General features: G+C 68.5%; 11 protein-coding genes. 1 reads left to right on the top strand and 10 read right to left on the bottom strand.

The window, feature by feature from the left end; translation table 11 throughout:
* Positions 1 to 594 precede the first annotated feature (594 nt).
* Together ACG02S_RS12085 and ACG02S_RS12080 are read right to left on the bottom strand one after the other, a co-directional pair.
* The gene (locus tag ACG02S_RS12085) at positions 595 to 990 is read right to left on the bottom strand and encodes a glyoxalase superfamily protein (RefSeq protein WP_394470719.1); all 396 of its coding nucleotides are present in this window, start codon (positions 988 to 990) and stop codon (positions 595 to 597) included.
* Between the two features lie 39 nt (positions 991 to 1,029).
* Positions 1,030 to 1,329, bottom strand: a complete 300-nt coding sequence (locus ACG02S_RS12080) for a hypothetical protein (RefSeq protein WP_394470706.1) — start codon at positions 1,327 to 1,329, stop codon at positions 1,030 to 1,032.
* A gap of 164 nt (positions 1,330 to 1,493) precedes the next feature.
* Here ACG02S_RS12080 and ACG02S_RS12075 point away from each other — a divergent pair, with 164 nt between their 5' ends.
* Positions 1,494 to 1,727: a hypothetical protein gene (locus tag ACG02S_RS12075; RefSeq protein ID WP_394470705.1), complete on the top strand. Its 234-nt coding sequence runs from the start codon at positions 1,494 to 1,496 to the stop codon at positions 1,725 to 1,727.
* An 87-nt stretch (positions 1,728 to 1,814) separates the two neighbouring features.
* On the opposite strand, the gene ACG02S_RS12070 is transcribed toward ACG02S_RS12075, so the two are convergent.
* The 8 genes from ACG02S_RS12070 to ACG02S_RS12035 all read right to left on the bottom strand — a co-directional run bounded on the left by ACG02S_RS12070 (position 1,815) and on the right by ACG02S_RS12035 (position 14,430).
* Positions 1,815 to 2,777, bottom strand: coding sequence for a glycoside hydrolase family 43 protein (locus ACG02S_RS12070; protein WP_394470704.1), 963 nt, complete (start codon positions 2,775 to 2,777; stop codon positions 1,815 to 1,817).
* Positions 2,777 to 3,754: a galactofuranose ABC transporter, permease protein YjfF gene (gene yjfF / locus ACG02S_RS12065; RefSeq protein WP_394470703.1), complete on the bottom strand. Its 978-nt coding sequence runs from the start codon at positions 3,752 to 3,754 to the stop codon at positions 2,777 to 2,779. The genes ACG02S_RS12070 and yjfF overlap by 1 nt, the downstream gene beginning before the upstream one ends.
* The gene (locus ACG02S_RS12060; RefSeq protein WP_394470702.1) at positions 3,751 to 4,737 is read right to left on the bottom strand and encodes an ABC transporter permease; all 987 of its coding nucleotides are present in this window, start codon (positions 4,735 to 4,737) and stop codon (positions 3,751 to 3,753) included. Before ACG02S_RS12060 ends, yjfF begins: the two co-directional genes overlap by 4 nt.
* Before the next feature lie 17 nt (positions 4,738 to 4,754).
* On the bottom strand, positions 4,755 to 7,676 hold the full coding sequence (locus ACG02S_RS12055; RefSeq protein ID WP_394470701.1) for a glycoside hydrolase family 31 protein: 2,922 nt from the start codon (positions 7,674 to 7,676) through the stop codon (positions 4,755 to 4,757).
* 23 nt (positions 7,677 to 7,699) lie between these two features.
* On the bottom strand, positions 7,700 to 9,280 hold the full coding sequence (locus tag ACG02S_RS12050) for a sugar ABC transporter ATP-binding protein (protein WP_394470700.1): 1,581 nt from the start codon (positions 9,278 to 9,280) through the stop codon (positions 7,700 to 7,702).
* An 85-nt stretch (positions 9,281 to 9,365) separates the two neighbouring features.
* A complete protein-coding gene (locus tag ACG02S_RS12045; RefSeq protein WP_394470718.1) occupies positions 9,366 to 10,319 on the bottom strand; it encodes an ABC transporter substrate-binding protein in 954 nt (317 codons plus the stop codon).
* 110 nt (positions 10,320 to 10,429) lie between these two features.
* Positions 10,430 to 12,055, bottom strand: coding sequence for an alpha-L-fucosidase (locus ACG02S_RS12040; RefSeq protein ID WP_394470699.1), 1,626 nt, complete (start codon positions 12,053 to 12,055; stop codon positions 10,430 to 10,432).
* Positions 12,056 to 12,075: 20 nt separating this feature from the next.
* The gene (locus ACG02S_RS12035; protein WP_394470698.1) at positions 12,076 to 14,430 is read right to left on the bottom strand and encodes a beta-L-arabinofuranosidase domain-containing protein; all 2,355 of its coding nucleotides are present in this window, start codon (positions 14,428 to 14,430) and stop codon (positions 12,076 to 12,078) included.

Raw genomic sequence — 14,430 nt, 5'->3', positions numbered from 1 at the left:
TCAACCGGCCAAGGGGATTGGCGACCGCTTCATGCCATGATCGTGAACTCGGCGGCTGCTCGTCAATGACGGCACCCGCTGGCGGTGCCGGCCTTCGTCGCCGATCCTGACCTTCCGCTTTGGGCACCTTGCTGCCGTGAGCACGCCGACCGCAACCGTCAGCGATCGCCGCATAGCGGTCAGCGACGTCGCAGCCTGGGGCGTACCGGCGAGAGCCTGACATGCGGCAGCCGCAGTAGCGGTTCCATCTTCAGCGAAAAAGTTCCACCTTGAGTGAGAACCGACATCGATGCCGTGCTGCCGGGAGTCCGGGAGTCCTGCCCGGCGGCGGGTAACTTACTTCTGCGCGCCAGAACAATGTCGCCAAAGAAGAGGCGCTGAACCGCACACCATCGCGACGCCTCCCAGAGCGGCGCGCGAGATCGTACGTTGGCATTGCGCCGAGACGCGACCCGCTTCGCTCTCGCTGCTGTCCCTGTCACCAGCAAAATCCATCGCATCACCTGCCCGCTTTCCGCCGGCTGCACGCCGGCTTCACCAGCAATGCCTGAACAACGTCGCTCGGGCGACGCAGGCGGATTGACGCTCAAGTGCTCAGGTGCTCACCGCATTGGTGAACGTCAGCCGGTTCCCGAACGGGTCGGTCACCGACACGTCGCGCGAACCCCAGGGCGTGTCATGGATGCCCGGGCGTGCATTGCCGTAGTGCTTGGCGCTCAGCTCAGCGTGGAAGGCATCGATGTCGCTGACGCGGATGCGCATGCCGGCGCCGGGGCAGCAATCGCCGTGGTGCTCGCTCAGGTGCAGCACGCAGTCGCCGCGCGACACCTGCATGTACAACGGCAGGCCCGGCTCGAAGCGATGCTCGAAGTCGACCTTGAAGCCGAGGAAGTCCACATAGAACTCGCGCGCCTTGGCTTCGTCGAAGCTGCGCAGGATGGGGGTGGTCTGGTCGAAGTGCATGGGGCGCAGTGTGGCGGTTCGGCGCAGTGGTGCAAGCCCCTGCAACCGAGGCGGTGAGACGCCCGATCAGTCGTCGGGTTGGGCGAAGGCCGCCTCAAACGCCTCGGCGAACTCGGCCGACGCGCTGAACGTCAGCGTCACCGTGACCCACCCGCCCGCCTCGTGCTGCACCAGCAGTTCATGGTCCCAGGCGTGGCCGTCCTCCACCGGCCCCTGCCGGCCGCCGAACTCGGCCTGCGCCCAGGCCAGCACCTGCTCCACCTCTGCCATCACGGCGGCATGCTCGGCTTCGCGGGTGGAGGCCATGGCTTCCAGCGTGAGGATGTCGTCGGAGCTGTCGGTCAGATCGAAGGCGAGATAGCGCATGAACCCAGTGTCCGCCGAATGCCCGCGGCGGGGCGACACGGCGCCCCCACCCACGACGGGCTGTGCATACCGCCTGGACGGCGCATGGGTCAAAACGTCCACTACCGGCGGCGCCGCTTTGCGGTCAAGATGGGCGCTGTCGGGCAAAGGGCGGGAATGCGCAAGTGGACTGGGTTCTGATCGTCTTCGTGTTGTTCAAGGGCCTGGTCTTCATCGCAGGCATGGTTTTCGCCATCAAGTGGCACTACGACAAGGAGAAGAAGAAGGGCGCGGACCCGCGCGCGCTGCTGCGCATGGGCGGCAAGCTGGGTGCCATCTTTGTGCTGCTGCTCGGCGTGGTGCTGGCCTTCACCTTCGGCCTCGCACGCATGCTGGGCATGGACTTGAGCCTGCCGTGACGGTCGTCGGGCGGCTTGGATGCTCTGGCGGGGCGTGCGCGTGCTCGCTGCATTGCCGGGCGTCCTGCCCAAGCACCCGGACAGACGTCAGCGCTTGCAAGCCGCCGAAGGATTAGCCTTCGGCCCCGCCTTCGTCTGATGGATGAACGGAATCGTCCCATCCGCCCGGTACGAGAACTCCTCGATGGCCACCGACCGCCGATGCTCATGCCCGCCCGGCAGCTCCGCGTTGTGATACGCCACATAGCTCTTGCCGTTGAACTCGAAGAACGCCTGATGAATCGTCTTCGTCTTCGTGTTGCGCTCCATGATCACGCCTTGCGGCGTCCACGGCCCGACGGGTGACGGCCCCGTCATGTAGGCCGTCTCTTCCGGCCAGTGCTGCGAGTAGCTCAGGTAGTAGACGCTCTTGCCGTTGACCTGGCGCTTGTGCACATACGGCGCCTCGACGAAGTTGGCCACCGGCACCACCGTGATCGGTCCGTCCAGCTCCGTCATGTTCGCCTTGAGCTTGGCGACCTTCAGCACCGTGTTGCCCCAGTACAGGTAGGCCTGGCCATCGTCGTCGATGAACACGCCGGGGTCGATATCGTCCCAGGCAATGTCGGTCTGCTTGGTCATGTCGTTGGTGATCAAGGCAGAGCCGCGTGCATCGACGAACGGGCCGGTGGGCGAATCAGACACCGCCACGCCCACGGCAAAGCCGGGCACCGTCGCATGCTCCACCGTTGAGTAGAACCAGTACTTGCCGTGGCGCTTGACGATGTCCGACGCCCACGCGCGGCCCTTGGCCCAGGCGAAGGTCTTGGCGTTCAGCGGAACGCCCTCGTCCTTCCAGTTCACCATGTCACAGGTGGAAAACAGGCGCCACTCGTGCATGACGTAGTCCTTGCCCTCGGGCGGCGCTTCATCGCGGCCGGTAAAGAGGTAGACGCGGCCACCGTCCACCAGCACGGCCGGGTCGGCCGTGTAGAGCGGCGCAAACAGGGGGTTGGCGGCTTGGGCCGTGCCGCAGGCGAAGGCGGCGGCCAGCAGGAGTGGCTTGAACATCAGTGTTGGGCCTTCTTCAAGGACAGCAGGCGCTGGACCGCGCAGAACACGAACAGCAACGCGCCGATGACGATCTTGGTCCACCAGGAGCTGAGCGTGCCGTCGAAGGCGATCAGCGTCTGGATCAGGCCCAGCACCAGCACGCCGGACAGCGCACCGGCGACAAAGCCATAACCACCCGTCAGCACGGTGCCGCCGATGACGACGGCGGCGATGGCGTCCAGCTCCACGCCCTGGCCGTGCTGGCCGTAGCCGCTGAGCATGTAGAACGCGAACAGCAGGCCGGCCAGCGACGCGCAAAAGCCGCTGAGGCCGTACACCGCGACCTTGGTGCGGCCAACCGCCAGGCCCATCATCAGCGCCGAGGCCTCGTTGCCGCCCAGCGCGTAGACGGTGCGGCCGAAGGCGGTCCAGTGCGCCAGCCACAGGCCCAGGCCCAGCACGACGAGCGCGATGACGGCGCCGGGCGACAGGAAGGCGTCGCCAAACAGCGGAATCTGCGTCTGCGACAGCGTGACAAACAGCGGCGCGTCGATGGTGATGCTGTCCACGCTGATGAGGAAGCACAGCCCGCGCGCCAGGAACATGCCGGCCAGCGTGACGATGAAGGCCTGCAGCTTGAACACATGGATGACCAGGCCTTGCAGCGCGCCGAACGCGAAGCCGCCCAGCAGCACGACGACGATGACCAGCTCGGCCGGCCAGTGCGCCACCTGCAGCAGCCAGGCGGCCACCATGGTGGTCAGCGCGAGCACCGAGCCCACCGACAGGTCGATGCCGCCGGACAGGATGACGAAGCTCATGCCCACCGCGATGACCAGCAGGAAGGCGTTGTCGATGAGCAGATTCAGCACCACCTGCGCAGAGCCGAAGCCGGTGTAGTTGGTCGCACCCGCGACGAACAGCAGCAGCATCAGCACGACGCTGACCCAGGTGGTGAAGGAGGGAGCGGCCATCGCCGCGCGAATGGCCTTCATTTGGAACTCCGCGCAGACCAGATGGACGACTGCGAGATGCAGACGGCGAACACGACGACGGCCTTGACGACCATCGTCACCTGCGGCGGCACGCCCAAAGCGTAGATGGCGGAGGTCAGCGTCTGGATGATGAGCGCGCCGATGAGGCTGCCCAGCAGGCTGAACTTGCCGCCGTTGAGCTGGCCACCGCCGAGCGTGACGGCGAGGATGGCGTCCAGCTCCAGCAGCAGGCCGGCGTTGTTGGCGTCGGCGCTCTTGATGTTGGATGAAATCAGCAGGCCCGCCAGGCCCGATCCCAGGCTGCAATAGACGTAGACGAAGAACACGATGGCGGCGGTGCGCACGCCGGCCAGCCGCGCAGCGACGGGGTTGATGCCGACCGTCTGGATGAACAGGCCCAGCGCCGTGCGCTTCATCAGCAGCGCGGTGAGCCCCGCGACGATGGCGACGACGTAGAACGACACCGGCAGGCCCAGCACATAGCCGGCGCCCAGCCAGAAGAAGCTGGCGGGCTCGTAGACGGTGATGATCTGGCCGTCGGTCAGCAGCTGCGCCAGGCCGCGGCCGGCCACCATCAGGATCAGCGTGGCGATGATGGGCTGCAGGCCCAGGCCGGCGACGAGCAGGCCGTTCCACAGCCCGCACAGCAGCGCGGCGCCCAGTGCGGCCGCGAATGCGACCGCCAGGCCGTGCTCGGCGACCAGCACGCAGGCCACGGTGCCGGAGATGGCGACGATGGCGCCCACCGACACGTCGATGCCGCGCGTGGCGATGACCAGCGTCATGCCCAGCGCAGCCAGCATCAGCGGTGCGGCCCGGTGCAGGATGTCGACCAAATTGCCGTACAGGCGGCCGTCCTTGATCTCCAGGTGCAGGAAGCCGGGCACGCTGAAGGCGGCGATGGCCAGCAGCAGCGCGAGCGCGGCCAGCGGGCGGAACAGCGGATGGCGCCAGACAGCGGCGCGCGCGGGAGGAGAGGACATGGCTGGCGTGAGGGAACTCATGGGGTCTTGAAATGCAGCGCCGTCGCTTCGCCACGGTAGACGACGGACCGCGTGGCGGCCGGGCGGCCGGCCGCGTCGAGCAGCTTCACGTCGAAGCGGCGTTGCGCGACCAGGCCGGGGTAGCGGCCCTCGCGCGCCGCCACCTGCAGCGTGCGGCGGGCGTCGTCCCAGCGCAGCTGCACGGTGGCGCGCTGGCCCTGCTCGTAGGCGTAGGTCTCGCCGTCGTCCTCGTACAGCGTGAACTGCGCATCGGCGCCGGGGTAGATGCGGATCTCGAAGGGCGCGTCGCGGCGCTCGCCCACGTGCTGGACCACGGGGCCCATGGGCACGATGCTGCCCGCGCGCACGAACAGCGGGAACTCGTCCAGCGCGTACTCGCGCGACACGGCCTGGCCGCCGTCGTGCACGCGGCCGGTCCAGAAGTCGAACCAGCGGTGGCCGGCGGGCAGTACCGTGGCCTGGCGCTTGTCCGGCCCCTGCTTCGCGGCGGCGGCCGCCGCGCGCTGCTGGCTGGGCGTGCGCCAGGCCAGGCGCAGCTTGGCGCCGTAGATGTATTGGTAGTAGTCGATGCGCAGCCGCACCGTCTGGCCAGCGGCGAGCTGCAGCCGGGTGCTCTGGTAGCGCGGCGCGCCGTGCTTCCAGTCGTCGACGACGAGCTTGTCGTCCAGCCACAGGCGGAAACCGTCGTCGCCCTCGACGCCGATCTCGTACTCGCCTGCCTCGGGCGCCACCAGCGTGCCCTGCCAGCGCGCGGAGAAACGGTCCAGGTCCTGCAGCCCCGGTGGCACGCTGCCCAGCGGCGCCGGCGGCCAGCTCTGGTCCACCGGGCCGTCCACGGTGCGGCTGGCCGGCGTCTCGAAGTTCATGCCCGAGAAGTAGTCCAGCTGCAAGCCCGGCTCGCCTTGCGGCGTCCGCAAGGCGCTGGCCGGGATGGTGGCGGCCGGCGGCGGCTCGACATGGATCTGCGCCCGCGTGACGGGCTGCACCAGGAAGGCCGGGCCGAACATGAAGGTGTCGTCTACGCGGCGCAGCGCGGTCTGGTCGGGGAAGTCCATCGCCAGGCCGCGCATCATCACGTAGCCCTCGGTGTGGGCGCGCCAGGCCAGGCCATAGACGTAAGGCAGCAGGCGGTAGCGCAGCTGCGCGGCTTTCAGCAGCGACTGGTAGACGGCCGGGTCCAGTGACTTGAACAGGTAGGGCTCGCGCTCCACGTCGGTGCCGTGGATGCGGTAGATGGGGTTGAAGATGCCGAACTGGTTCCAGCGCGCGTACAGCTCGCGCCAGGCGGGGTTGCGCTCGCCGCCTGGATGGCGCACGAAGAAGCCGCCGGTGTCCTGCGTCCAGTACGGCGAGCCGGCCATGCCCACGTTCAGGCCGCCGGCGATCTGCGCGCGCAACGCGGCCCAGCTGGCCGTCGTGTCACCGGACCACGGCAGGGCAGCATAGCGCTGCTGGCCGGCCCAGCCCGAGCGGGTCAGCGTGAACACGCGCTTGTCACTGCTGGCGCGCTGGCCCTCGTAGACACCGCGCGTGGTGACGAGGCTGTAGACGTTGAGGTAGCGGGTGAAGTCGCCCATGGCGTTGCGGCCCAGCCGCTTGATGTCGGCCTCCACCTCGCCAGGGTCGTGCGCGGCGCCGCCCACCTCCACCTCGGTGCCGTCCATCCACAGCGCATCCACGCCGATGTCCAGCAGCCCTTGCTTGACGTGCTTGAAGTAGATGCGGCGACCCTCGGCGCTGAAGGCGTCGTAGATCTGCGCCTTGCCGGAGATCCAGTGCTTGGGTGCGAAGCGCAGGCCTTGCGCGTCCAGCTCGCGGGCCAGTGCGGTGTCGTCGCCCACCGAGGGCCAGATGGACACCATCAGCTTCATGTCCAGCTGGCGGTGCAGCGTGTCCACCATGCCGCGCGGGTCGGGGAAGCGCTCGGCGTTCCAGGTCATGCCGCTCCAGGTGCCGTCCTTGTCACCGCCCCAGTACTGCCAGTCCTGCACGATGGTGTCGAGCGGGAAGCGCTCGGCCCGAAAGCGCTTGGCCACGTCCAGCAACTGCTGCTGCGTCCTGTAGCGCTCCTTGCTCATGAACAGGCCGAAGGCACTCTTCGGGAACATCGGCGCGGCGCCTGTCAGCTGGCGGTAGCCGGCCATCAGCTCGTCCATCGTCGTGCCGGCAACGAAGTAGTAGTCGGCACCGGCCGGCGCGCTCTCCGCCCAGAAGCGGGCGCCCTGCGCGTCGTCGGTGAAGCGCATCTTGGAATACACATCCCACAGCACCCCCCAGCGCCGCGTGGACACCATGAAGGGCAGCACGGTGCCGATGTTGGTCTGCACCATGGTCACGTCGCGCCCGCGGTAGTCCATGTGCGACTCGTTGTACTGGCCCAGGCCGTACAACGACTCGTCGGGCGTCAGGCTGAAGGCCTGCGTCATCGTGTAGCTGGGCGCGCCGGAGAACTCGGCCGGCTGCAGCGCGGCTGGCGCCTGCTCGCGCGTGAAGGGCTGGCCGTCGGGCCGCAGGAAGGCGATGGCGCCGCTGCGCTTGTCCACCTGCACGCGCAGCGCGGGGCTGGTCAGCACCAGCATGTCCGCGCCATCCTGGAGCTCCAGCGTCTGGGGCTGCGGCGCGGCCACCACGACGAGGCTGGGCTGGGTGGCGTGGCTGTGTCCCAGGTGGGTGGTCACGCGCACCAGGCCGGGGCCGTAGAACAGCACGTTGCGCGTGAGCGCCCCGCGCTGCACCTGCACGCCGGCGGCCAACCGCGTCCATGCGAAGCCGCCTGCATCGGGCGTCAGCAGCTGGCGCTGAGCCTGGCCCAGGGCGTCCAGGCCCGTGGGGGTCTGGGCATGGAGGACGGGCGACAGGCACAGCAGCAAGGCAGCAGCCAGCGCGCGGCAACGCGCAAGCGGAAGGGGGTGCTTCACCGGAGGCTCCTCTGCGCGCAGGTTCAAGCCCCTGCGGGCTCGGCGGCAATCACTTCGAGCACGCTGCGCTCGTCCAGCTCGCCGCGGCGGTACTCGCCGGCGGCGCGGCGGTCGCGCAGCACCAGCACGCGGTCGCTGCAATGCAGGACCTCGGGCAGCTCGGAGGAGATGAAGACGACGGCCATGCCGGCCTTGCCGTCCTCGGCGTGGGCCAGCGCACGCACCTGGTCCATCAGGTCTTCCTTGGCGCGCACATCGATGCCGCGTGTGGGCTCGTCCAGGATCAGCACGTCCGGCTGCGTGGCGAGCCAGCGCGCGAGCAGCGCCTTTTGCTGGTTGCCGCCCGACAGTTGCCCGATGGGCGTGTCGGCGCTGGACGTCTTGATGCCGAGCTTTCGGATGTAGTCGTCGGCCAGCGCCTGCTGCTGCTCGTGGCTCATGCACAGCCGCAGCCCGGTGCGGGCCTGAAGCGCCAGCAGGATGTTGTCGCGCACGGACAGGTCCAGGATGGCACCCTCGTGCTTGCGGTCCTCGGAGCAGAAGGCGATGCCAGCGGCGATGGCTTCGCGCGGCGAATGCCAGGCGCCCTTGCGGCCCTTGCGGCCATTGCGGCCACTTCGGCCATTGCGTGCGGCCATCTCGACGTGCCCCGCGTCGGCCGCGTCGGCCCCGAACAGCAGCCGCGCGGCCTCGGTGCGGCCGGAGCCCAGCAAGCCCGCCAGGCCAAGCACCTCACCGCGGTGCAGCGTCAGGTCCAGCGGCTGCACGGCGCCCCGACGGGCCAGGCCTTCGGTCTTCAGCACGACCTCGCTGCTGCCGGCGCCGCTGCTGTCCAGGCGAGTCGGTTGTTGATCAGGCGGCGCGCCGACCATCTTGTTGACCAGCGCCAGGCGGCCCAGGTCGGCGGCCAGGTACTCGCCTTCGGTCTCGCCGTTGCGCATCACGGTGATGCGGTCGGCCAGCGCATAGGTCTGGTCCAGGAAGTGCGTGACGAAGAGGATGGCCAGGCCCTGGTCGCGCAGGCGGCGCAGCACGGTGAACAGGCGTTGCACGGCCGCGTCGTCCAGGCTGGACGTCGGCTCGTCCAGGATGAGCACGCGCGCCGAGATGCGCAGCGCGCGGGCGATGGCGACCATCTGCTGCACGGACAGCGAGTAGCGCGACAGCGGCGCGGTGACGTCGATGTCCAGGTCCATCTGCTTGAGCACGCGTTCGGCTTCGGCGTTGACGGCCGACCAGTCGATGCGGCCCCCACCCAGCCAGGACTTGCGGGGGAAGCGCCCGGCGCAGATGTTCTCCGCCACGCTGAGGTTGGGGCAGAGGTTGACCTCCTGGTAGACCGTGCGAATGCCGAGGTCCTGGGCGTCTTCCGTGCGCTTGGGCGCGATGGTGTTGCCGTCGAGCGTGATGACGCCGGCGTCGGGCTGGTAGAGGCCCGTCAGCACCTTGATCAGCGTGGACTTGCCGGCGCCGTTCTGGCCCATCAGCGCATGCACCTCGCCGGGGAACAGGCGCAGGCTCACATCGCTGAGCGCCTTCACGCCGGGGAAGCCCTTGTGGATGCCGGACAGCTCCAGCACGGGCACGGTTTTGTCGAGGTTCATGGCAATGGGCTCACCCTCGGCGACTGCGGTGCCGAGGCCTGCGGTGGGTGGCGGACAGGGCTTGGCCCCCGTCCACCGACCCGCCTTAGTACTTCCGGTTCGGCAGTTCCTTGGCGGCCACTTCGGCCGGGAACACACCCTCGATGACGGTGATGCGCTTTTCCACCGGCTTCTTGGCCACCACGTCCTTGGCCAGCTGCATCAGCTGCGGGCCCAGCAGCGGGTTGCACTCGACGGTGACGTTGAGCTTGCCGGCCTTCATCGCCTCGAACGCGCCACGCACGCCGTCGATGGAGATGATGACGATGTCCTTGCCCGGCTTCAGGCCGGCTTCCTCGATGGCCTGGATGGCGCCGATGGCCATGTCGTCGTTGTGCGCGTACAGCACGTCGATCTTCTTGTCGCGCTGCTTCAGGAAGGACTCCATCACTTCCTTGCCCTTGGCGCGCGTGAACTCGCCGGACTGCGAGCGGATGATCTGCAGCTTGGGGTTGGTCTTGATGACTTCCTCGAAGCCCTTCTTGCGGTCGATGGCCGGGGCCGAGCCCACGGTGCCCTGCAGCTCGACGATGTTCAGCGCCGCGTTGGGCGTCTTGGCGGCACGCTCCAGCAACCAGCGCGCGGCCTTGCGGCCTTCCTCGACGAAGTCGGAGCCGATGAAGGTCACGTACAGCGACGGGTCGGCCACCTTGACGGCACGGTCCGTCAGGATGACCGGGATGCCGGCCTTCTGGGCTTCCTTCAGCACGGTGTCCCAGCCCGATTCGACGACCGGCGAGAACGCGATGACGTCGACCTTCTGCGCGATGAAGCTGCGGATGGCCTTGACCTGGTTCTCCTGCTTCTGCTGCGCGTCGGCGAACTTCAGCGTGATGCCGGCCTCCTTGGCCGCCGACTTGATGGAGGCGGTGTTCGCGGTGCGCCATTCGCTCTCGGCGCCGACCTGGGAGAAGCCCATGGTCAGCGGCTTGGCGAACGCAGCGAAGGCGGGCAAGGACAGTGCAGCCGCGATCAGGGTGCGGCGGGCAATGAGCTTCATCATTCGGTTGTCTCCGGGTTGTAGGTGGATGCTAGAAGGCGGGCGATGCGCAGCCAATGACTTTTTTGGCCGAAGTCATATCGGTTTCGGCATCGTTCGCCACGGCCGCATCAGGCAATTCTCAGGACGTGGGCCGGACTGGGCGCCAGGCCTGAGGGCAACTTGACCACCAGGCCCTCCGCCGTCTGCTCGAAGGCCAGCGCCTGGGCGCCGCCCAGCAGGTCCACGCGCTGCACGGGTGGGTGGGCGCCGCGGGCCAGGCTGCGGATCAGCCAACGGCCGTCGGCCGGCAGCCCGAAGGCGCTGGCGTAGAGCCGGTCGCCCTTGGCGACGAAGCGGAAGTCCTGCGCGCCCAGTGGCGCGCCCTTGCCTTCGTTGAACCCCTGGGCCGTCAGCGGCGCCTGCTTGTCCATCGCGGGGCCCTCGCCGAACACGCGCCAGGGGCGCGTGCCGTAAATGCTCTCGCCGTGGCCCTGCATCCAGACGCCGATGGCCTCGACCACCCGGCGCTCGACCGCGTCGATGCTGCCGTCGCCCTTGACGGGCACGTTCAGCAGCAGGTTGCCGTTCTTGCTGACCACGTCGATGAGCATGCGGATCACCGTCTCGGCGGACTTGTACTGGCCGCGCTCCAGCACGCGCTTGTCATAGTGCCAGGCGCCCAGGCAGGTGTCGGTCTGCCAGGGCAACGGCTCGATGCCCTGCGCCTGGCCACGCTCGATGTCCCACACCATGGCACGGCGCTGCTGCTCGTCCAGGATCTTGCCGAACAGCACGGCCTGGGTGCGGCCGGTCTTGTCGAGGTGCTGGTTGTACAGGTGGGCGGCGATGTCCAGGCCCACCGGGCTGACGGGCCACAGCGGCAGTGCGGTGTCGTCGAAATAGACCAGCTCGGGGCGGTGCTGGTCCAGCAGGTCCAGCGTGCGGGCCAGGAAGTTGCGGCAGTAGGCCTCGCTGGGCTTGCTGGCGCCCTCGCCCCAGTCCCACTGGCGGTGGATGGCTTTGGGATCGTGGGCGTCCGCGCTGGGGGCATGGTCCTGCGCATACAGCTGCTGCGGGTCCAGGCCTTCCCACCACTGGCCGCGGCCGTCTTCCTTGCGCAGGCGGCCGTCGTAGGGCACGCCGGCCAGCGGACCTTGGGTGTCGGCGCGCTGGGCCGGTTCGTACCAGGTCCAGGCATGCGCCGCGTGCACGCTCACGCCCAGCGGCAGGCCCTGTGCGCGGGCGGCGGTGGCCCAGCGCTTGATGATGTCCTGCTTCGGTCCGATGCGCGTCGAGTTCCACGCATGGTGGCGGCTGGCGAACAGGTCGAAGTTGTCGTGGTGGTTGGCCATCGCCATGAAATAGCGCGCGCCGGCCCTCTTGTAGAGGCCCACCAGCTCCTCGGGCTCCCAGCGCTCGGCCTTCCAGTCGCGGATGACCTCCTTGAAGCCATAGACCGACGGGTGGCCGTAGGTGGCGACGTGATGGCGGTTCTTGGCGCTGCCCTCGATGTACATCTCGCGCGCGTACCAGTCGCCGAACTCGGGTTGGCACTGCGGACCCCAGTGAGCCCAGATGCCGAACTTGGCGTCGCGGAACCAGTCGGGCACCTGGTACTTCATCAGCGAGTCCCAGCTCGGCTGGAAGGCGCCGCGCGGGGCCGCGGTCGCCGCGGGTGCCTGTTGAGCCCAGGCCGGCAGCGCCGCGGCGGGCATGAGGGCGGAGAACTGCTGGAGGACTTGTCTTCTCTTCATTCGGACCCCGGGGCTTGGATTCAGCGCAGCAGCCGCAGGCCGTACAGGCCACCGGCCATGCTGCCCGGCTTGGCCACGAACTTCACGCTGAGCTTGCCGCCGGCAGCGCGCACCAGGTCCGCAGGCAGCTCGAAGTCACGCGTGTAGATGGCTTCCTGAGCGGCGTCCGACGCCAGCTCGATGTCGGCAACGGGCTGGCCATTGACGACCAGCTCGAAGCGGCGGCCGTTGTCGCGCGTGGAAAAGCTCAGGCGCAGCGCGCGGGCCTCGACCTTCGCATCGTTGAGCTCGTAGCTGAACCACTTCTTCGCATGCCGCCAGCGGCCGGCCGGCGCAATGCCGCTCTCGGCGCCCTCGCCCTTGAAGAAATGGTCGGACTCGGGCTGCTGCTCGCCCGGTGCCACCTGGTCGATGGTGATGGCATCGAGCGCCAGTCGGGCTTGCTCGGCCTGGGCCAACTCTGCCCGCATCAGGCTCTGCTGGGCCGGCGTGCTGCGGCCCCAATAGAGCATGTAGCGCGAATCGTGCAGCCGGAAGAACGGGATGAGCTGCAGCTTCTCTTCACCCTTGGCGCCGTGGATCAGCCCCGGCGCGGTGAAGGTCAGCGGCTGGCCGGGCACGGGCTTGAAGCGGCGGATGAAGTCTGCCTTGTCGCTGACGAACACCGGCGCGGCCTCCTGCGGGCACACGGCGCCGTGCGCGATGTGCCCCATGCGCGAGGCGTCGGCGCGGAAGTTCAGCGTCTCGCCCGGCTGCGGCGTCTTGGCCGCCAGCACGATGGGGCCATGCAGCACGGCAACAAAATTCTTCATGCCGTGCAGTGGCTCCAGCGTCGTGCGCATGGGCAGCTCCACGTCCACGTGGTCGCCCGTCTTCCAGTCGCGGCGCAGTTCGACCTGGCCGCCGGGCCTGGCCTTCACGGCCACCGCCTTGCCGTTGACCCTGACCTTCAGCGCGCCGGGCGCGACCCAGCCGGGATAGCGAATCTTCAGCGCGAACGTGCCGGTGCCGTCCACCGTCAGCCGCGTGCGCGACTCGTCGGGGAAGCGGGTGCTCTGCGTCAGCTTGATGCCGCGCTCGCGCCAGTCCAGCGTGGAGGCGACGAACAGGTTCACGTGCAGCGCATCGCCGTCATGCGCGTAGACGAACTCGCCGTGGCGCGCATGGCTCTCGATGCCCGAGCCCACGCAGCACCACATGCCGTCGTGCACCTGCGAGTAGACGCGGTAGTGCTGCGGCCGCATCGGCGTGAAGTAGACGAAGCCGCCCTGCGGATGCTGGGAGGCCAGGATGTGGTTGTAGAGCGTGCGCTCGTAGTAGTCGGCGTACCGGCCCACCTGCGGCGACGCCTGCGCCAGCAGCGCCGTCAGCTTCAGCATGTTGTAGCTGTTGCAGGTCTCCGGCCCCTCCACCTCGTTGAGCATCGGCTTGAAGTCGGTGTCGGGGTGAAAGTGCTCCTTCACGCTGTTGCCGCCGATGGCGACGGAGCGTTTGTCCACCACCGTGCGCCAGAAGAACTCGGCCGCCTGCCGGGACTCGTCCTCGCCGGTGAGTTGCGCCAGGCGCGCGAAGCCGATGACCTTGGGGATCTGCGTGTTGGCATGCAGGCCGGTCAGCTTGTCACGGCCCTGGGCCAGCGGCTGTAGCAGGGCCTGGTGCGAGAAGCGCCGCGCCAGCGCCAGGTAGCGCAGGTCGCCGGTCATCTGCGACACGTCGGCCAGCACCTCGTTCATGCCGCCGTGCTCGGCGCGCAGCATGTCCTGCATCTGCGCTTCGCTCAGCGGCGTGGTCAGCCGCAAGGCCCAATCGGACAGCTTGACCAGCATGGCCTTGGCGTCCGCGTTGCCGGTGTAGACCCAGGCGTCGCGCAGGCCGGCGAAGACCTTGTGGATGTTGTACCAGGGCACCCAGCGGCCATTGACCGAGAAGCTGTCCACCTTGAGCCGCCCCGCTGCGACGTCGGCCCAGGCCTTGGCACCGTCGGGCACGCCGCCGATGTAGCCGGTGCCCAAGGCGTCCTGACAGCGCTTCAGCTCGGCGATGGCGTAGTCCAGCTTCTGCTTCGCCTGCGCGTCGCCGGTGGACGCCACCATCAACGCCAGCGCCGAGATGTAGTGGCCGCCCATGTGGCCGTCCAGGCCCGTGGACTCCCAGTTGCCATAGGTCGGCGCCTTGGCCGGCAAGCCGGCCTCGCGCAGGAAGGGCGCCAGCAGCTTGTCGGCGTCCAGCGCCATCAGGTAGTTCAGGTCGGTGTCCTGCGCGGCCTTGAAAGGGCCGTCCAGCAGGCGCACGCGTTCCAGCGGGAACAGCTGCGTCGCCGCACCGGCGCTGTGGGCACAGACCACAAGGGCCAGCGAGGCGAGCAGCTTTCTCAC

Source organism: Pelomonas dachongensis (genome assembly GCF_043555865.1).
GTDB classification, from domain to species: domain Bacteria; phylum Pseudomonadota; class Gammaproteobacteria; order Burkholderiales; family Burkholderiaceae_C; genus Pelomonas; species Pelomonas dachongensis.
The sequence above is the reverse complement of the archived record's forward strand: the minus strand, read 5'-3'. Positions and strand labels throughout refer to the sequence as shown.

Bases quoted from the DNA above. Each gene is read 5' to 3' on its own strand.
- ACG02S_RS12060 (WP_394470702.1), bottom strand. From the start codon at position 4,737: ATGTCCTCTCCTCCCGCGCGCGCCGCTGTCTGGCGCCATCCGCTGTTC.
- ACG02S_RS12070 (WP_394470704.1), bottom strand. From the start codon at position 2,777: ATGTTCAAGCCACTCCTGCTGGCCGCCGCCTTCGCCTGCGGCACGGCC.
- yjfF (WP_394470703.1), bottom strand. From the start codon at position 3,754: ATGAAGGCCATTCGCGCGGCGATGGCCGCTCCCTCCTTCACCACCTGG.
- ACG02S_RS12050 (WP_394470700.1), bottom strand. From the start codon at position 9,280: ATGAACCTCGACAAAACCGTGCCCGTGCTGGAGCTGTCCGGCATCCAC.
- ACG02S_RS12080 (WP_394470706.1), bottom strand. From the start codon at position 1,329: ATGCGCTATCTCGCCTTCGATCTGACCGACAGCTCCGACGACATCCTC.
- ACG02S_RS12040 (WP_394470699.1), bottom strand. From the start codon at position 12,055: ATGAAGAGAAGACAAGTCCTCCAGCAGTTCTCCGCCCTCATGCCCGCC.
- ACG02S_RS12045 (WP_394470718.1), bottom strand. From the start codon at position 10,319: ATGAAGCTCATTGCCCGCCGCACCCTGATCGCGGCTGCACTGTCCTTG.